Below are 18,352 nucleotides of genomic sequence, written 5' to 3' on the forward strand. Positions count from 1 at the left end.
AGCTCAAGCGCAACGGCGGCATCATGATCGGCAAGACAAACCTCACCGAATTCGCTATGGCCTACACCTATCACTACCCCTTCGGGGTGCCTCGAAACCCGTGGAACCTGAAGCACATGCCGGGCGGCTCCAGCGCCGGCTCAGGCTCCGCCACCGCCGCGTATATGTGCGCCACCGCCCTGGGCGAAGACACCGGCGGCTCCATTCGAGGCCCTGCCTCCTACAACGGCATCGTGGGCCTGCGGCCCAGCCAGGGGCGCGTCAGCAGGCACAACATCATCGGCTCCTGCTGGTCCATGGACACCGTCGGCCCGATGTCTCGCACAGTAGAAGACTGCGCCATGACCCTCCAGGCCATCGCGGGCTACGACCCTAAGGACCCCCACTCCTGGAAACGCCCTGTGCCTGATTACGTAAGGTCTCTGGAGGGCGGCATCAAGGGGCTTCGCATCGGCATATTAAAAGAGAAACTCTACGCCAAAAATATAGAGAAGGAAGTTGAGGACGCCACTCTCAAGTCGGCCGAGGTCCTCCAGGAACTGGGCGCCGAGGTCCGGGACGTATCGCTCCCCATGTCCGTCCACGACCGCGCCCTATACAGCCCCATTGTTTACCTGGAAGGCTCCATGGTCCACCACAAGACGGTCCGGGAGCGCCTTAAGGACTACGACCATAACATGCAGATCACGCTGCTAGTTGGCAGCATCATGCCTTCGCAGGTCTATTACAAGGGGCAGCGATTGCGTCACATGCTTCGCGCCCAGTACATGGAGCTTATGAAGACGGTGGACGTGCTCATTTTCCCTACCGCCGCCGCACCCGCTCCCCTCATTGTAGACAAGCCCGGCCTAGGCACCAAAGAGGAGTTCAAGCGGGAGACCATCAACACACGCCGTACTCTTACCGGCCTGAGTAACGTGGTGGGCGCGCCGGCCCTTTCTGTGCCCAGCGGCTTTTCCAAGACCAAGCTGCCCCTAGGCTTACAGATCCTCGGTAGGCCCTTTGAGGAGGACACGGTGCTGCGGGTGGGCTTCGCTCATCAGGAAGCCACCGACTGGCATAACCGCAGGCCGCCTATTTCCTGACACCCCTGCAGCCGCCGATGTCAGCCCTTTAGGCCGCGCCGCGCGGCCTAAAGGGGATGCGCTAGTGTGCCTGAGGAACGCCAACTCCGGGTGTCATTTGTGCTTTTTCTATGCCGCTCTGCAAGTCGCCTTCTACATTCAGCTTGCTTACGTTCACGCCCATGGATACCAGGACGGCAGTGCAGTCGGAGCTTAAACCCGTGATGATCATTCGGGCCCCCAGAAGACGGGAAGCCTCAATGGTATTGATCAGATGATTGGCCGCGTCCTGGTCTATAAGAGCCATGCCGCTCATGTCCAGTACCACCGATTTAGCGCGATGGGTACGGATGGCGTTTAAGAGCTGCCCCGTCAATAGCCTGGCCCTCTGCCGGTTGAGCGCGCCAATGAGGGGCAGAAGGAGCAGCCGGCTTCCAATGCGCAGAATGGGCATGGAGAGCTGCGTTATGACCTCCTCCCGTCTTTTTAGCTCTTCCTCCGCCTGCTTGCGCTCGGTAATGTCCTCCATCATGCCCAGGACATGCGGGTCGCAGCTTGTTGAGTCGATGAGCTTTGTTATGCTGAACTGCATCCATCGCACTTCGCCGGACTTGGTAACGCAGCGCTGCTGATGCTTGGTGTTCGGCATGGTCCCTTGAGCTATCTGCAGGGCCAGCGAGAGGCTCTCAGGCAGGTCGTCCGGATGGGTGATGTCGGACAAAGCACCCTCCAGGAGTTCCTTCCGGCTGAATCCCAGTATGTCGCACAGTGACCGGTTGACCTCCAGGATGCGAAAGTCCGGCGCCAGGATAATCATACCCAGGGGGGCATCCTCAAAGGTTCGTCGGAACCTTTCTTCGCTCTCCTGAAGCCTCTTCTCCATGCTCCGGTAGGTCAGCACCACCTCCAGGGTGGCCCTAATAGTGTTCTCATCAAAGGGTTTGATTAGATAGCCCAGGGGATAAGTGGCGGAAGCTTTTTTCACAGTTTCAGTGTCGGCCTGGGCCGTGATGTAAATCACCGATGACCTAGTCCGCTGTCTCACAGCCTGCGACGCTTGTATCCCATCCATCTCCCCCTGCAGCCTGATATCCATCAGCACCAGGTCAGGCTCAAGGGCCTGGGCCTGCTCAATGGCCTGTCTGCCGGTAGCGGCATGACCAACAGCTTCATAACCCAACCTCTTCAAAATATCCATGATATAAGTGGCGACAATAGCCTCATCTTCCACAACCAGGACTCTTGCGCGGGCCATTTCTCACTCCTTTATTTATGGTTAAATACTGATCTCGGATACGCGCTATCCCAACCCCTATACGGGACTAACATTGACATTTGACGCCGCGGGTCCAATTCCGTGAAACTCAAGACCTGACGGCTGTTTAGAAAGGCTTATCAGCTTAGAATTCAACATGAAAATGCGCCGCTAACGCTGCTCAAAGCGCGGCATTCCACGGCGGCAATAATAGGCTTCTCAGTGACGGCGAAGACTTTCCGCGCCAGCCCGTCCTCCACCCCATTGTCACCTCCGCCCCGTCCTTGTTATGTGAAACAGCAGGCTGGCATTATAGAAATCGCAATCTTTTCCGCGAGACGGAAGAACGTTCGGCGTTAATACGCCATCATCCCGCCGTCCACCACAATCTCCGCGCCCGTCATGTAGGAAGACTCGTCTGAAGCTAGGAACAGCACGGCGTAGGCCACGTCCTCCGACTGACCGATGCTGCCCAGGGGTATACGACTCTGAGAGCGGGCCCTGGCTTCCGGATCGCGATAGCTCTCCTCAGTCATCGGCGTGTCGATAGGCCCGGGGTGGATGGAGTTGACGCGGATGTTCTCCTTGGCGTAGGTGATAGCCGCAGTCTTGGTCATAACTCGAGTCGCGCCCTTAGACGCGTCGTAAGCGGCGTTGCGGCCCCGGCTGCCGATGATGCCCACCAGCGACGATATGTTGACTATGGCGCCGCCGCCCACCTGCCGCATGGCCGGTATAGCGTACTTCATGCCAAGAAAGGTGCCCTTGGCGTTGATGGCCAGCACACGGTCGTAGTCCTCTTCAGTTATGTTTACCAGGTCCTTCAACTCGCCGCGAATGCCCGCGTTGTTGACCAGGATGTTCAGCCTGCCGAACCGCTTTTCGATGGCTTCCATGGCTTTTCGCCAGTCCTGGCTTTTGGCGACGTCCAGGTGAAGGTAGACGGCGTCGTGTCCGTTCTTGGACAGCTCCTTCTCCAGCGCGCCGCCCTCTTTGTCCAGAATGTCCGCTATGGCGACCTTGGCCCCCTCTTTGGCGAACATCCGGGCTTCTACCGCGCCCATGCCCCTGGCGCCGCCGGTGATCAGAGCCACCTTGTCTTTAAATCTCATAGGTCCTTCTACTCCTCCTGGGGTCTACTGCGCCAGCCAGCCGCCGTCGATAGCCAGTTCAATGCCGGTGATCCACTTGGACTCGTCTGAGGCCAGATACAGTACGCCGTAGGCCACTTCCTCCGGACGCCCGTGACGGCCCAGGGGCACCTGGGCCTGTATCCGTTCGTTGAAACCGGGGGTGCGCCTCCTGGCCTCGTTGCCGGGGGTGGCGATAGGCCCGGGGTGGACTGAATTGCATCTAATCTTGTCTTTGGCGTGGTGGACCGCTATGGCCTTGGTGAAGGCGCGAATGGCGCCCTTGGATGCGGTGTAGATGGGGTGGCCAAACTCGGACCCGACGATGCCCATTTGCGACGAGATGTTGATTATGGAGCCGCCTCCGGCTTTCCGCATGGCAGGGATGGCCGCGCGAGTGCCCAGCATGCAGCCCATGGCGTTGGTGCCGACTATCTTGTTCCAGACCTCCACGCTCATCTCGCCCATCCACTGGACGCCGCTGATGCCCGCGTTATTCACCAGCACGTTCAGCTTGCCGAATCGTTGCAGCGTGGCGTCCACGGCCCGCGACCAGTCGGCTTCGTTGGTCACGTCGAGTTTGAGAAATACGGCATCGCCGCCCTGCTCGTTTATCGCGGCCTCCACCTGCCGGCCTTCCTTCTCCAGCACATCGCCAATGACAACCTTGGCGCCCTCCTTGGCGAAGAGCCGCGCGTCCGCCTCGCCAATTCCACGAGCGCCGCCGCTAATAAGCGCAACCTTGCCTTCCAATCGCATCCAGTCCTCCACGTCGGCTTACCTAATTTTTAGTCGGAGGGAGTGTAGGTTGCCGAATAGGTCATGTCAATGGAGTCTATAAGTGGAATTCCATCTTGCGAATCCAGATCCCATTGCGACAGTTAAAAATGCTCCGGGTATGTTATCACTATCGTTGGACTCTTACGCATAAATCTACGGCAAGTACTTAGGAGGCGATCATTAGCGCATTTATATGCTTCCTTAGCAAGACAAGTAGCCTGCATTCGTAACATATCCTTGACAAGGCTAGGGCCAAGTGGTAGTTTGCGTCTCGCTCAGGAAAGCCATTAAGGAGGCAGCCCATGGGCAACGGTTTACGGCTAGGACGCATATCAAGCCTTGGCATACTAGCCCTGGCGGCGCTATTCACGCTCTTCATCCTTGCCTGCGGTGAAGATGAGGAGGGCACGCCGGCCCCCGGACAGACCGCCGGCGCAACGTCCACTTCCAGGTCGTCCCCCACGCCCACGGCCAGAGCAAGCGTTCCCGTGCAACCCCGGCTACGGGTAGCCGTCCCGCCTCCCGGCGAGCAGTTCACTGTGCCTTACACGCAGACTCAGACCTCCGAAAAGATTATGCCTTCCTACGAGCATCTGGTGGGACGGGACATTCGCACCAATGTTGAGGTGCCGCAGCTTGCCAGCAAGTGGGCGGTTGCCGCTAACGGCAAGGACTGGACCTTCGATTTGAGGCAGGGCGTTCCTTTCTACAGAGACGGCAAGGCCTTCAATAACTACACCTTCAGCGCCAGGGACGTAGTGCTTACCTGGGACCTCTTAAACGGAGAGGAAGGCGCGGTTAAAACTTCCAAGGCCAAAAGCCCCGGCGAATGGAATAACCGTCTGGGTTCCGGCGCGGGCAACTGGGAAGTTGTCAACGACAACCGTGTAATCCTCCATTCCCCCAAAGTATGGCTGGACGCCGCCTTCTTCTTCTCGGACGAGTGGGAGTCCGGTATCGTGAGCAAGCAGCACTGGGATGCGGTGGGCGGGGAAGACGGCTACATGGCAAACCCCATTGGCAACGGCCCCTGGAGCTATGTCAGCCACTCCGCCAACCAGAACTTCCTCCACAAGGCAGTAAAGGGTCACTATAGGCAGACCCCGGAGTTTGACGAACTCCAGATACTCTTTGTGCAAGAGGCTGCTACGCGGCTGGCCCAGCTTTTGGCTAAAGAAGTGGACATCATCCCCCTGCTGCGCTCGCAGCGCCAGCAGGTGGAAACTTCAGGCTTCAAAACCGTGAAGAGCACTCTGCCGGGACTCCATAGCTCGCTCCAGATCATGTACTACAGGCAAAACGCCTACTGCGTCAACGGCACGCCTCTTCCTGGAGCCGGCGCACCCTGCGGCCCCTCCAAGGCTTACGACGTCAACGACCCGACCCGGAAGCCCGCCGTCCGCCGAGCCTTGAACCTGGCCATCAACCGTGACGAAATCAACAAGGTCTTTTTTGACGGAAAGGCGTTCCCGGCTGTCAGCTACTTCCCGCCCTGGCGCGACGACTGGAAGGACGAATGGGCTCCTATCCCCGGCCCTGAAGGCAAGACGGGCAAGGACGGCGGTTATCCCTACCCCTATGATCCCGCCGCCGCTTCGAAACTGTTGGCTGATTCCGGTGTGCCCGACGGGTTCGAGATAACGCTGACCTGCTTCCGGGTACATCAGACCGTGCCTGAGTGGCCGGACATGTGCGAACGCTTTGTTCAGCACTTTAATGCCATCAAAGTCAGGTCAAAGCTGGAGTTTGTGAACAGCTTTGGCGAGTTCCGGACAGTGGCGCGGGCCAGGGAGCGCAGTCAATGGCTCAGAACGGCCGCCGAGTCTCTGGACCCCATATGCGCGGCGGTAGCCTTTGCCCACGTATGGGAGCTTGGTATTGGCTACATGGAGCACGAGCCTATCTCCGACTTCTGGAAGAAATGCAATGAGATAGCCAGCCTGGATGAGCGCCGCAAGCTGGCATCAGACCTGGGCACCCTCTGGTTGAAGGAGTCTTACAGCGTTCCCCTCCTCTGGATTTTCGGAGAGGCTGCTATAAACCAGAGCGTCGTTGAAGACTACGCGGTAAATCAGCTTCACATGGGACCCATCAGATACCACGAGTACACTAAGGCCGTGCAGAAGCGGTAATTCACGCTAAGACGCAAGAAAAAGCCCTCCCAAAATGGGAGGGCTTTTTCTTTGCCGCGTTCCACGCATCTTATGGATAGTCCTTTTAGATGCAACGTCAGGGAAAATTTTAAGCCGATAAGCGATCCAGGCGGCGCTTCTGCCCCTCAGCGGCGTTCTGCTATCGCTAGTTATTGGATTGTGTGCATTCTGTCCCTTACAAATCTCATGCAAACGGATATTTCTAGTAGTCTCCACGAATAGCTTTGGGTTGTCGCTTTGATGGATGGGACGCGGCGTGCTCGCTGATAAGGTAAGTCTCGATAGAGAATTTCACCTCTCCCCAAACGCTACGGCTGAATGCAGCCTGAAGGAGGCTACTATGGCAGGAATCCTTTGGTTGATTTTCATAGTGCTAATAGTGCTATGGCTTGTAGGGTTTGCGGTGAACTGGGGAGCCTTTGTATGGCTTCTGCTGATAGCCGCTGCGGTAGTGCTGCTGATAAACCTCATAGGTTCGTTTTCAGGGTCCAGGCACAATCACTAGACGACAGGTCTAGGGTAGCGGCCCGCTGAGGCGGGCCGCTACCCTAGACAGTTATCAGCGGTTGGATTGAATTGCGCTTCAGATAAGTTTTAGCGTACGCATGGCAGTGGGGTGGCTGTGATGAGGAGGAGGGCCTGCCAAACATTGCGGATTGAATTAAACGCACTCGCCGGCTGAGATCGCTTTGGCATTACAGGATGCCCGCATCTTGAATCTCATCACACCCGCTTCCAGCCGGGCTTTAGCTTATGGAGGAACATCAGATGCCGCCACATTGTGAAAGATCACGCGCCGGGCCGGAGCAGCAAGCCCCGGAGGAGCGGCCCGGCATCGAAGAGCAGGCAAGGAGCAACCGCGAAGCCTTCGAAGACGACAGAGAAGGCCAGGAGATGCGTCGGGACACCCCGTTCAAGAAAGAGTGGGACGAGCGGACTCCTAGAAGAGACATGGATACCGCTGACGAAAACCCTGTGGAATCCAAAGAAAGCGACGCTCATGAGCAAGCGGATATTTCAGACACGAGACCGGGGTCAACTGGGGAAGTCGTGCGGGAGAGAGGGGGCGAAAAGGGGAAAGAAGACGCGTACACCCACCAGCCCGGCCAGATGAGCCGGCGGGCGCCCTCAGACCGCAACCAGGCCAAACAGCTAGCCCATGCCCTCCTGGGACGGCTGCCCGTCATCTACGGCGGCGGTATCTTCCGGGGCGTGGCCCACCGATGGAAGACCCAGCTTAACGAGAACGCCAAGGTCTGGAGCATGTGGGACGTCATTCCGGAGATAAATCATAACGCCGTGGTCGGCTACGCCCAGCCCGACGCTGTCCGAAGACTGGCCGTGGCCGTGCTGCTAAAGCCTCAATATCTGCACGATAGAGTCGCCTTGCGCTACCAACTGACCAGTGATGTCTTGAACGCCCATGGCGTCGAGTCCATCACCGTCCAAGGTCAAGGCCGGTCGCCCATCGCCCAGGTACTCCTCACCACCCTGCTGGGCGATTATGTAAGCTACTACCTGGCGTTGCTGCAAGGCATTGACCCCTCTCCCACCCAAGCCATCGACACTATCAAAATCCGCCTGAAACAGCCTGCCAACGGCGCAGCCATTCCCGCCCCCGTCCTCTAACCCACCGGCGGCCTTCGCTCGTGCCAGTCCGTCGCCTGCTGGTAGGTGTGCCCCACCCGCATCACCATCGCGTCCGACATGGGCCGCCCGATGATCTGCATCCCTATGGGCAGCCCCGACTCGCTGAACCCGCACGGCACCGACAGCCCGCAGGCGCTGGCCAGGTTCACCGGATGCGTAAAGCTGCGGCGTCCGTACAGGTCCGCCTTGGCGTCAGCCTTGTTTTGCAAGCCTGTCGGCGGCGGCGCCGGCGGCGCCAGGGACGGGCTGGTCGGGTATACCAGCACGTCGTACTTCCTAAGGGCCCCCAGCATCTGCTGCCGCCACATCTCCCGCAGCTTCTGCGCCTTGTAGTAGGTCTGCCCTGGCATCACCATCCCCACCTGCTGCACCAGCCGCAGCTCGTGCTGATAGTCGTTCAGTCTGTCAGGAATATACTGGCGATGCGCCGCCGCCCCTTCCACCAGGCACACCGTCATCGAAAACGCCGCCGAGTGGACAATCATCGGCAGCGACACCTCTTCCACGTCCGCCCCCAGCTCCCCCAGCACGCCAATGCCCTTGCTCACCGCCTTTCGCACCTCCGGCGCCGCATCGTCGGTATGAATACGCTCCTTCACCACCCCCACCTTCAGCCCCTTGATGCCGCCGTCCAGCGCGCGGACGTAGTCGGGCACTCGCACCTTCCACGTCGAGTCATCCTTGGGGTCGTAGCCCGCGATGGCCTGGAGCGTCATCGCGCAGTCTTCCACCGTCCTCGACATCGGCCCGGCGATGTCCATGGACCAGGCCGCGCCCAACAGCCCGTACCGGCTCACCAGCCCCCAAGTGGGCCGAAGCCCCGCCAGCCCACTCACCGCCGCCGGCCCGCGTATGGAGCCGCCTGTGTCCTCACCTATAGACGTTGCGCACATAAACGCCACTGTTGCCGACGCCGATCCGCCGCTGGAGGACCCCGCGAACCGGCTGGTGTCCCACGCGTTGGTGGTCATACCGTAGGGGAAGTGGTGGTTGGTAGTGATAGCGAACTCGGTCATGTTGGTCTTGCCGATGATAATGGCCCCCGCCCGCTTCAGCCGGCTGATAAGCGTGGCGTCCTCCTCCGGCACCCAGTCCTTCAGTATCAGAGACCCCGCCGTGGTGCGGACACCTCGAGTCAGCACCTGGTCCTTCACCGCCACCGGTATGCCGTGCATGGGCCCCCGATACTGCCCCTTCCCTATCTCCCTATCCGCCCGAGCGGCGGCTTCCAACGCCTCGTCGGCGCTGACGGTGATGTAGGAGTTCAGCAGCGGGTTCAGCTTGGCGATGCGCGCCAGGTATGCCTCCACCGTCTCCACCACCGACACCTGCCGGTTCTTAATCCGCCTCGATAGCTCCATGGCAGTCAGGAAGGGGATGTTGGACTTTTTCATTCAGTTCTCCTCTTTGTCATTCTGAGCGAAGTCCGTACTCGGACGTAGTTGAAGAATCTGTTTTGTCTGCAAACTCGTTTCCACAGTTCAAACGCCAGGGCCCTTTACCTTCTCTAGAGTTAATAATCCAACCTCGCCATCACCCGTCTGCCACCCCGATATCGCGCATCCAGGCGTGGGGGCCTCTGGGAAGGCACGGCAGCGATGAGGCCGGTCATTATAGATTCGACAGGCAGAGGTAACGTCGTCCAGCATGGGGCAGCGCTCCCCTGCATGGTCAGCAAAACGGACCCAGCCAGCGCCATCAGGGGCCTGGGTAATCTTTACCGCGACACCCAGCGCCGCGGCGTGACTGCGGAAGGCCGCCGTCTCTTCGCGAGTCAGGCGAAGTATTATCGGGCCGCGACAGCACATCGCCTTGCATTGGCGCATACAGATGTGACTAGCGGCCTTCGGAGTCAGGCCTGCTATTAAGTTCGGAGACATCAGTCCTCTGTTTTAATAGCGCTAAAGCTCAATCAAATATCCGTCAGGGTCCTTCACATAGGCGTAAGGGTGGCCGGGCTGGTGCTCGCCTCGCTGGACAAGTTTGCCGCCTGCTTTTACCACATCCGCCACCGCTTCGTCCAATTTTGATTTGTCCTTCAGCCCAAAACCAAAATGCCCCACGCCCCCAGGCCCTACCGCTTCCCCCTTCTCTGCCTGCCTCAGCGTAATAAGATCTGAACCGCCCGGCGTGCTCAAAAAGACCATGCTAGGGCCGTCCCAAAACTGCTCCTTCAGGCCAAAGGCTCGCTCATAGAACTTGATGGAGCGCTTCAGGTCTTCAACCGCTATGTGTATATGGCTCAGTCCCTTATATTGCGCCATGTACTACCTCACTTCTTCATCTGCTTCCTATACGCCTCCACCACCTCCCCACCCGTCGCCGACCACACCCCGCCCCGCGCCGTCATGTGCGCCAGCGCCTCCTCCAGACAGCCGATTCGATACGGCTGTCCGATAACCCACGGGTGCAGGTTCAGCGCCAGCAGCCGGCCGCTTTCGGCCCCATCCGCGTACATCTTTTCGAAGGCTTCCTTCAGCATCTGGCTGTACCGCGACGCCGGTATCTTCCGATACCACAGCGCCTGGAGGTCGTCTAGCTCCAGCATCAGCGGCAGGCTGTACATCTCGCCCTTCGATGTGGTCATGGGGTAAGGCTGCTCGTCGTTGGGCCAGTCGCAGACGTATCGAATCCCCGCCTCGGCCAGAAGCTGCGGCGTCCGAGTGGACTCGCCGTACTCCGGGCTGAACCACCCCTGCGGCTTCTTCCCCGTGGCCTCAGCGATGGCATCGATGGACTCTTTTATGTAAGCCCGCTCCTGCGCCGCCGTCATCTTGGACGTAATCATCCTGCTGGCCGCGACGCCGTGGGCGATGATTTCGCATCCTCGCTGTAAACAATGCTCCACCAGGAAGGGGTAGTGCTGCGCCGTCATGGCGTCCATGGCCACGGTGGCCTTGATACCCCGCTCCTCCAACGCGTCCAGCACCCGGAAAATGCCTATCCGATGCCCGTAGTCCCGGTGTCCATATCGAGCGTAGTCCGGCCAGGGGCGGGGCGTCAGTCCCCCCGCCATGTTCGGCGCTTCGTAGGCTCCCGACGGCGTCTTCCAGTCCATGTGCTCCAGGTTCACCACCACGCACAGCGCCAGTCTCGACTTGTTGGGCCACCGCAGCGCCTTCCGCTCCGGCAGCGTCGACCATTTGTGGTGCGGGTGGTCCAGCCCGTACTTTCGATTAGCGGGCATGGCGGCCCCCCTTTCTGGCCCCGGCCCTGGGCCTGCTCTGAGCCTGTCGAGCGGGCTCACCATCGCCGTACCTGGCCGCCCGGTTCACGAACTCATCGTAATAATTCTCGATGAAATGCTCGGCGATTTCGTCGGCAGTGCATTGCCACACGCCGTCGTGGGACATGATGTAATCGAAGGTCTCCTCCAGGTATTTCACACGATGCGGCTGGCCGATGAGGAAGGGGTGCAAGGGTATGCACAACACCATGCCGCCGTAGCGGTCCGCGTCTTTGTACAACCGGTCGAATTGGTCTTTGCACGTCTGGACAAAGTACTCGCCCTCGTAGTGGTTAGTGAAGATGATGTGATCGTTCAGCTCCACCGAGTACGGCACCGACACCAGCTTGCCCTTCTTCACCTTCAGCGGCACCGGCTGGTCGTCATGCATCCAGTCCGTGTAGTAGATAAGCCCAGCTTCCGCCATTAGGTCCGGCGTGTGCTCCGACCCCGATATCGCTGGACTGAGCATGCCTTTCAACTGCTTCCCCGTGTGCTTCTTCAGCGTGCGAATGTTGTCCTTGTAAAACTCCCGCTCCTCCGCCACCGAGGTGTGGGTGCCTATGTATCGGGTGTTATAGATGCCATGGGACATGAAGTCCCAGTTCCGCTCCACCATCGCTTTCCCCACCTCGGGGAAGTGTTCCAGCACGGCCATATTCAGCGAAACGGTGCATCGGATCTTGTACTTATCCATAGGCTCCAGCATCCGCCAGAACCCCACCCTGTTCCCGTAGTCTCGGTAGGCGTACTGCTGCACGTCCGGGTGCGGCGTCCTGGGCCACGGGTTCCGCGCCGACACCAGGTCCACCGTGTACTCGTAGTGCTCCACGTTAGGCACCACCCAGAAGGCTATCTTCGCCTTCTTCGGCCACTCTATGTGCGGCCTATCCACGATAGGCAGATAATCATACATATTCGGCGGCAGCGTCATGACAACCTCCCCAATTTGTCATTCTGAGACGCAGTCGAAGAATCTAATCGCCGTGTCTGCTGTCACGTCTCGCCCTGGCTTTAATTCTTCAAATGCTTCTTTAGCTTCCTCGCGTACTCCTCCAGCTCCTTAAACCCCTCCTTCCTCCCCGTCGGCGGCTCCAGGCGCACCACCATCCGCTTCGCCCCCGCCTTCTCGAACTCCTCCGTCTGGCCGATGTCCAACCCCGGCCCGAAGGCCGTAATCTCCACCGTCGACGGGTTCCTGCCTATCGCCTTGCACTCCCTCTCTATCTCCGCCTTCCCATCCCTAATCATCTCCGGCGTGGCGTGGGAAGGCATCCACCCGTCGCACAGGGCCGCGACGCGCTTAAACACGTTCTTGGCCGTGCCTCCCATAATCATGGGCGGGTGCGGACGAGAGAAGGGCTTGGGGTACATCCTTACAGGCGGGAAGTTGTAGTACTTGCCGTGGAACTCCGCCGCCTCCTTGGTCCACAGCTCCTTCAGCACCAGGATGCACTCGCGAGTCTGTGCCCATCGATGCTCCCAGTCCACCTTCATAATCTCTCCTTCCTCCTGAAGCCAACCCGTGCCCATCCCGAACAGAAACCGCCCCCGAGAGAAGTAGTCCAGCGTCGATATTCTCTTCGCCAGTACCAGCGGGTTGTGTTCCGGCACCAACGAAATGCTGGTTCCAAGCAAAACGTGCTTCGTTACCGCAGACGCCCTCGCCAGCCCCACGTACGGGTCCATAAACTCTTCCATAATCGACGGTATCTTCCCGTCCGACGCCCCGTAGTACGCCGACTTGGGCTGCACAGGATACAGAATGTGCTCCGGCAGCCAGAAGGACTCGAACCCCAATTCCTCAACCCGCCGTGCGACATCGGCAACGTCGAGGTCTGGTTTGAACGTTGTGACATTGACGCCAAATTTCATAGCCAGCCTCCTTTCGGAGATGGCCCAAATGTTAGCAATAATTCTGTGCAATGGCTATGCTTGATGCCATCTTGCGCAAAACCCCTCTAAGCGAGGACTCTATGCCAAACGATTTTCGACTCGACGGCCACGTCGCCATCGTCACCGGCGCGGCCCAGGGCATCGGAAAGGGCATCGCCCTGGTGCTGGCCGAGGCTGGCGCCTCCATCGTCATCGGCGACCTCCAGGACGCCAAGGGCACCGTCAAAGAGATAACCTCCGTCGGCGGCAAGGCCGTCAGCACAGTCATGGACGTCAGCCGCTCCCGCGACGCCGACGCCCTGGTGGCCCTAGCCATGAAAGAGTTTGGCCGCCTCGACATCCTGGTCAACAACGCGGGTATCGACGCCCCCGTGGGCAATTCCTGGGACCTCCCCGATTCCGAGTGGCAGCGCGTCATTGACGTCAACCTCAACGGCGCCTTCTACTGCTCCCGCGCCGCTCTCAAGCCTATGCTGGCAGCGGGACATGGCGGCATCGTCAACATAAGCTCCCAGGCCGCGCGAGTCGCCGGCAGCAAAAGGGGCTCGCCGGCCTACAACGCCTCCAAGGCCGGGCTCCTGGGCCTGACGGTAGCCATGTCCGCCCAGGTGGCAGATCGGGGCGTCCGGGTCAACGCCATCATGCCCGCCCTTATCGAATCGCGCGACTTCGGCTGGACGCCTGAAGAGCGGGCGACGCGCATCGCCGAATACCCCCTGGGCATCGGCTCCATTCGAGATGTTGGACAAGCCGTGCTTTATCTAGCCAGCCCCGCCGCGCGCTGGGTCTCCGGCACCGCCCTCCACGTCACCGGCGGATACCAGCGCCCCGGCCCCTGGTATTAGGCGAATACTGGGACTCTTGTTACCTTTAGATATTCCGTTTTAGACGTTTCTAAAACACTTGACTTTTCCACGCCTGTGAGTGTAGCTTTGCCCTGGTTACAAACGGGTTCGCTCGAAACCCGTGCCAAGCCATGAATCTTTAAAAAGGAGGCAAACATGGCAACTCACGAGTCTGATGGCGGCGGTGGGCGTGTAAAAGGGGGAATGGACCAGATGCAGTGGCTGGCGAGCGTCGCGGCCGCCATCTCTTTCATCGCGGGCTACGTCCTATCGGTCATTGCGGGCATAGCCAATGATGATATTAGCGGCAGCGTCTCCCTGGCTCTAGTGATTATGGGTCTCCTGGTAGGCCTCTTCAACATCACCGGCAAAGAGATCATCCCCTACCTGGTCGCGGCCATAGCCTTAGTCCTTGTCGGCACCGCCGACCCCTTCACCACCCTAAATGACGTCGCAGGCGGCTTTGGCGACCACCTCAACCTCATCGTCAGCTACATGGCCATATTCACCGCTCCGGCGGCGGTTATCCAGGCCATCAAAGCCGGCATCATCCTGGCCCGCCCCGGCGACGACCACCAGGCTAAAGCCTAAAAACCGCGGCCCTGGACGTCAGGTCTAAAGCCGAAAAATGTAAGCGGGCGGTCCGCCTGAGGCGGACCGCCCGCTTACATTTTGACCCGTTGCTATCGCTGTAAGTCGTCTATTGGCCTGGCGCTTCTACGCTTTTTGCGAAGCCGCCGCAGCCCGCGCCCGCCGGGGCCGCAAGAAGCGGAACGCCCTGCCCACCTCTCCTTGCTCCCATAGCACCAGGAACTGGCTGGCGATGAATATGGCGCTGTATGTGCCCGCCACCAGGCCGATGAGGAACACCAGCAAGAACTCCCTCAGGGTCGAACCGGTAAAGACCATGATAGCCACCAGGGCAACGAGCGTGGTCATGCTGCTGCCCATGGTCCTGCCCACCGATTCAAGAATGCTTATGTTTACGGTCTCGGCAAAGGGACGGTTCACGTCCCTGGCTACGTTCTCCCTGATCCGATCGAATATCACTATGGTGTTGTTCACGCTGTAGCCCACCACTGCCAGCACTCCCACCACGAACATGGCGTTAACCTCGGTATCCATCACCTTCCCCAATATGGAGAAGACCCCCAGGATTACCAGCACGTCATGGATTACCGCCAGTATTGCTGCTATCCCGTAGCGATAGGACCCCGGCACGTTGCGGAAGGCCCACCAGATAAAGAACAGGATGGCTATGGTGGACAGGACAACGGCAATGATAGCGTTCCGCACAGTGGCTCCGGCCACCTCCGCCGATACTGTGTCGATGCTGGAGAACGTGCCCTTATCGCCGAGCCTTGCTTGAAAGGCCTCTTCTATCCTCTGTCGGTCGCCTTCCCTCAGCTCCTTGGTCCGGACAAAGACCTCGTTGAAGTCAATTTGCTGGACCCGCGCATTTTCATGACCTGCCGTCCCCAGGGCGCCCCGCACGTCCTCCACTGCCACCTCCGCTGGAAAGGTGACATCGAAGGCCGAACCGCTGGAAAAGTCTATACCTGCCTTCAGCGGCGGAGGTATCAACAACGATACGATGCCCGGCACTATGACCAGCGCGGACAGCAGAAAGTACCAGCCTCGCTTGCCGACTATATCCACGTTTATCTCTCTCCCCCCTGAGCGGGTACGGGGACTGCGGATGGCCGCTCCAGGCTCTCAGGTGTGAATAAATTGAGCTTGCGTCCCACCGGCGTGAACACCATCAGGTTCATGAAGTTCCTGGTGATAGTAATAGCCGTGAACATGCTAAGGGCAGTGCCTATACCCAGTGTGATGGCGAACCCTGTAATCTTTGGCTCGCCTAGCTCGCGGCCAAAGAAGAACAGAATGGCGGAGCTTATAAAGGTGGCTATGTTGCCGTCTCGAATGGCCGGCCACCCCCTCCTGAACCCTATCTCCATGGCCGACAGCAGGCTGCGTCCCGCCCGCAGCTCCTCCTTCAGCCGCTCAAATATCACTATATTCGCGTCCACCGCCATGCCTATCGACAGTATGATGCCGGCGATTCCTGAAAGGGTCAGCGTTATCGGCACCGTCTTGAAGATAGCCAGCGCCATAATGACGTAGACCACCAGCGCTGCTGACGCCATAAGTCCTGCCATACGGTAGTAGACAATCATGTATATCGCTACCAACAACAGGCCTAGTACCCCCGCCTCCAGGCTGGCCTTGAGAGTCTCGTCGCCCAAAATGGACTCTACCGTCGTCTCCCTCACCAGGTCCAGCGACACCGGCAGGCTGCCAGACTGAAGCTGTATCGATAGCGTCCTCACCCTATCGAAGGTGAAGTCCTGACCTTCTATGAAGCCGCTGCCGTTGGTTATGGGCTGCCGCACCACCGGGCACACAATGCTCTCCCCGTCCAGCACGTGGGCTACGCATTTGGTGGTGTCTCCGGCAATGCGGTCCGTAAGCTCCCGGAAAATGCGGGTGCCGGTGCCGTCGAAGACAAAGTTGACTATAGGCGCGCTCGTAGTGGGATGGGTTCCCGGAAACACGCTGACTAGCCTGTCGCCGGTAAGGGACTCGCCGGAACGGCCCACGGCCTCCTTGTCGGTAAACTGCGTGCAGTTCAGGTCCAGGCAGGTCCGTTCCTTGATAACCAGCTGTGCCGTTTGGCCTATGAGCTGCTTGGCCTGCTCCACGCCGCCGGTCACCCTGAATCCCACGACCGACCCAAAGGCTGCCGCCAGGTCTGAGCGCAGCCTCTCCTGCTCTGAAGCGGTCTGGGTAGGCACTCGCACCCGGAAGGACGTGCTCTGCGCCCGCGTAATCACCGGATTCGTGATGCCCTGCTCCGACAGCAGCGCCCGAAGGTCCGTGGTGGACACCTGCTGTCCAAAGACTACCTGTATGCTGTTGGCCGCCTGGTTGTAGTTGTAGTTCTGCAAAGCGCCGAACTTGTCTGTTAAGGCGGTCCGAATCTTCTCCGTATTCTCCTCGGTAAGCCCAGCCGCGATTATCAAGGCCGAGTTGGGAATAGGCGAACCCTGGATGCTTTCTACGCTGCTCTTGCTGAAACCCAGCTCTTTAAGCTTTTGCTCCAGCGAATCTCTAGTTATAACCGAAGCAAACCCCACCTCTATATGGGTGTCCTCCACGCCCGGCAGCTGGACTATGACGCGGTCGTCGCCCAGCCTCTGCACCACCGGCTCCGTAACGCCGAAGGCGTCAACGCGCCGCTCGATGGTGTCGATCACCCCCTCCATCCGCTCGGATGTGGGGTCATCCCGCTGCAGACGGAAGCCGCCCGCTGCTATCGGCCCCACCCTGCTGGCAAACTCGCCTTCAATGGCCAGGTCCCGCTCTGGCGCCAGGGCCGCCAGGTCTACAGAATAGTTTGTGCCCTTGGCCGAAACGACCAGAGCGTTGTCAAAATTCAGCTCCGTCAGCACGTTCTCCAGCGTGCCCTGGTCAATGCCCGTCTGGAAGGTTAAGTCTAAAATCGCCGCCTCAATTTTGGACGTCTTCACCTCTTCTATGGCCGGCATCTTCTCTTTAAGGTCCGTCACCAGCTTGGCCTGGCCCGCTTCGTCCAGGGCCTCAATGGCTGTGGTGAAGGCCCTCCCATCCTCCGTAATCACGGGCGCCCGCGTGTGATTCAAGTCCTCCAGGACGCCCTGTATAGTCCCCTCCACCGGAATGGGCTGAAAGACTACGTAGCCCTCCTTATGGTTCTCATCGGCCTGGGAGTCCAATAGTTGGAAAGTCTGGACCGGGTAAAGCCGCTCCAGTGCGTCCTTCAGCGCCTTCTCAGCGTCCGCGTTTATGTCCTCGGGCAGTTTGAGGATAGCGAAGAACTGGCTGGCGACGGTCTGGATCTCGGCGTCGGGGTAATTTAAGGCAGCGGCCGCCTCTTTAATCCGGCCTTCGTTAGGTTCAGGCTTAGCGAGGATCTCGAGACGCGTGCGGTCTTCCCTCGTCGGCGTCGCCGCCGTGATATCCGAAGTCTTGGATTCCATCTCCTGGATAAACCCGTCGACTCTATCGGCCGCCAGGCCAGGCAGTTCTATCACAAAATTCTGTTTCGTGAATGAGGTCACCTGCGCCGCGCCTAGGCCCATCCCCGTCAGCCCCTGTCGCAGCGTCTCCTCCGCCACCGGCTCAGCGAACGTGATATCCAGCTTTACGGGCCGCTGCGCCTGATACACCAGGTGGGCGCCGCCCCGCAGGTCCAGACCCAACACCAGCCCCATAGGGCCGGTGCCGCCGCGGTCCAGTTCATCGCCTGGCAGGTCTATATCCCGGTAGCCTATGACCAGCCCCGCCAGAGCCGTCATTAAGAACAGAAAA

The 18,352-nt window shown here is 59.4% G+C and carries 16 protein-coding genes; 5 read left to right on the forward strand and 11 right to left on the reverse strand.

Going from position 1 to position 18,352, the window contains the following annotated elements:
* The coding region (locus FJ320_02125) for an amidase (protein MBM3924775.1) at nucleotides 1-1,085 on the forward strand (1,085 nt) is incomplete at its 5' end.
* Between the two features lie 61 nt (nucleotides 1,086-1,146).
* Here the strand turns inward: FJ320_02125 and FJ320_02130 are convergent.
* From FJ320_02130 to FJ320_02140, 3 genes are all read right to left on the reverse strand, one after another.
* A complete protein-coding gene (locus FJ320_02130; protein MBM3924776.1) occupies nucleotides 1,147-2,319 on the reverse strand; it encodes a PAS domain S-box protein in 1,173 nt (390 codons plus the stop codon).
* 356 nt (nucleotides 2,320-2,675) lie between these two features.
* A complete protein-coding gene (locus tag FJ320_02135; protein ID MBM3924777.1) occupies nucleotides 2,676-3,431 on the reverse strand; it encodes a glucose 1-dehydrogenase in 756 nt (251 codons plus the stop codon).
* 24 nt (nucleotides 3,432-3,455) lie between these two features.
* Complete coding sequence (locus tag FJ320_02140; protein ID MBM3924778.1) at nucleotides 3,456-4,208, reverse strand: glucose 1-dehydrogenase; 753 nt, start codon at nucleotides 4,206-4,208, stop codon at nucleotides 3,456-3,458.
* A gap of 509 nt (nucleotides 4,209-4,717) precedes the next feature.
* On the opposite strand from FJ320_02140, the gene FJ320_02145 reads away from it, so the two are divergent.
* Nucleotides 4,718-6,361 carry an ABC transporter substrate-binding protein gene (locus FJ320_02145; GenBank protein ID MBM3924779.1) on the forward strand — a complete coding sequence of 548 codons (1,644 nt, stop codon included), beginning with the start codon at nucleotides 4,718-4,720 and terminating at the stop codon, nucleotides 6,359-6,361.
* A 774-nt stretch (nucleotides 6,362-7,135) separates the two neighbouring features.
* Entirely contained in the window at nucleotides 7,136-8,011 is an 876-nt protein-coding gene (locus FJ320_02150; GenBank protein MBM3924780.1) for a hypothetical protein, read from the forward strand.
* Here the strand turns inward: FJ320_02150 and FJ320_02155 are convergent.
* The 6 genes from FJ320_02155 to FJ320_02180 form a co-directional block, all read right to left on the reverse strand.
* Nucleotides 8,008-9,426 carry an amidase gene (locus tag FJ320_02155; GenBank protein MBM3924781.1) on the reverse strand — a complete coding sequence of 473 codons (1,419 nt, stop codon included), beginning with the start codon at nucleotides 9,424-9,426 and terminating at the stop codon, nucleotides 8,008-8,010. The genes FJ320_02150 and FJ320_02155 overlap by 4 nt on opposite strands.
* A gap of 87 nt (nucleotides 9,427-9,513) precedes the next feature.
* A complete protein-coding gene (locus FJ320_02160; GenBank protein ID MBM3924782.1) occupies nucleotides 9,514-9,912 on the reverse strand; it encodes a hypothetical protein in 399 nt (132 codons plus the stop codon).
* A 21-nt stretch (nucleotides 9,913-9,933) separates the two neighbouring features.
* On the reverse strand, nucleotides 9,934-10,296 hold the full coding sequence (locus FJ320_02165) for a VOC family protein (GenBank protein MBM3924783.1): 363 nt from the start codon (nucleotides 10,294-10,296) through the stop codon (nucleotides 9,934-9,936).
* 8 nt (nucleotides 10,297-10,304) lie between these two features.
* Nucleotides 10,305-11,219 carry a hypothetical protein gene (locus tag FJ320_02170; protein MBM3924784.1) on the reverse strand — a complete coding sequence of 305 codons (915 nt, stop codon included), beginning with the start codon at nucleotides 11,217-11,219 and terminating at the stop codon, nucleotides 10,305-10,307.
* Nucleotides 11,209-12,192 (reverse strand): polysaccharide deacetylase, encoded by a 984-nt coding sequence (locus tag FJ320_02175; protein MBM3924785.1) that lies wholly within the window; start codon nucleotides 12,190-12,192, stop codon nucleotides 11,209-11,211. The genes FJ320_02170 and FJ320_02175 overlap by 11 nt, the downstream gene beginning before the upstream one ends.
* Nucleotides 12,193-12,272: 80 nt before the next feature.
* The gene (locus FJ320_02180) at nucleotides 12,273-13,133 is read right to left on the reverse strand and encodes an LLM class F420-dependent oxidoreductase (GenBank protein ID MBM3924786.1); all 861 of its coding nucleotides are present in this window, start codon (nucleotides 13,131-13,133) and stop codon (nucleotides 12,273-12,275) included.
* A gap of 50 nt (nucleotides 13,134-13,183) precedes the next feature.
* On the opposite strand from FJ320_02180, the gene FJ320_02185 reads away from it, so the two are divergent.
* Both FJ320_02185 and FJ320_02190 read left to right on the forward strand, forming a co-directional pair.
* On the forward strand, nucleotides 13,184-13,999 hold the full coding sequence (locus FJ320_02185) for an SDR family oxidoreductase (GenBank protein ID MBM3924787.1): 816 nt from the start codon (nucleotides 13,184-13,186) through the stop codon (nucleotides 13,997-13,999).
* A 156-nt stretch (nucleotides 14,000-14,155) separates the two neighbouring features.
* Nucleotides 14,156-14,590 carry a hypothetical protein gene (locus FJ320_02190; protein MBM3924788.1) on the forward strand — a complete coding sequence of 145 codons (435 nt, stop codon included), beginning with the start codon at nucleotides 14,156-14,158 and terminating at the stop codon, nucleotides 14,588-14,590.
* Nucleotides 14,591-14,716: 126 nt separating this feature from the next.
* On the opposite strand, the gene secF is transcribed toward FJ320_02190, so the two are convergent.
* Nucleotides 14,717-15,700 carry a protein translocase subunit SecF gene (gene secF, locus FJ320_02195; GenBank protein MBM3924789.1) on the reverse strand — a complete coding sequence of 328 codons (984 nt, stop codon included), beginning with the start codon at nucleotides 15,698-15,700 and terminating at the stop codon, nucleotides 14,717-14,719.
* Nucleotides 15,661-18,339, reverse strand: a complete 2,679-nt coding sequence (secD, locus tag FJ320_02200; GenBank protein MBM3924790.1) for a protein translocase subunit SecD — start codon at nucleotides 18,337-18,339, stop codon at nucleotides 15,661-15,663. The genes secF and secD overlap by 40 nt, the downstream gene beginning before the upstream one ends.
* Between the last annotated feature and the right edge of the window lie 13 nt (nucleotides 18,340-18,352).

The organism is SAR202 cluster bacterium (genome assembly GCA_016872285.1).
Taxonomy (GTDB): Bacteria; Chloroflexota; Dehalococcoidia; order Lucifugimonadales.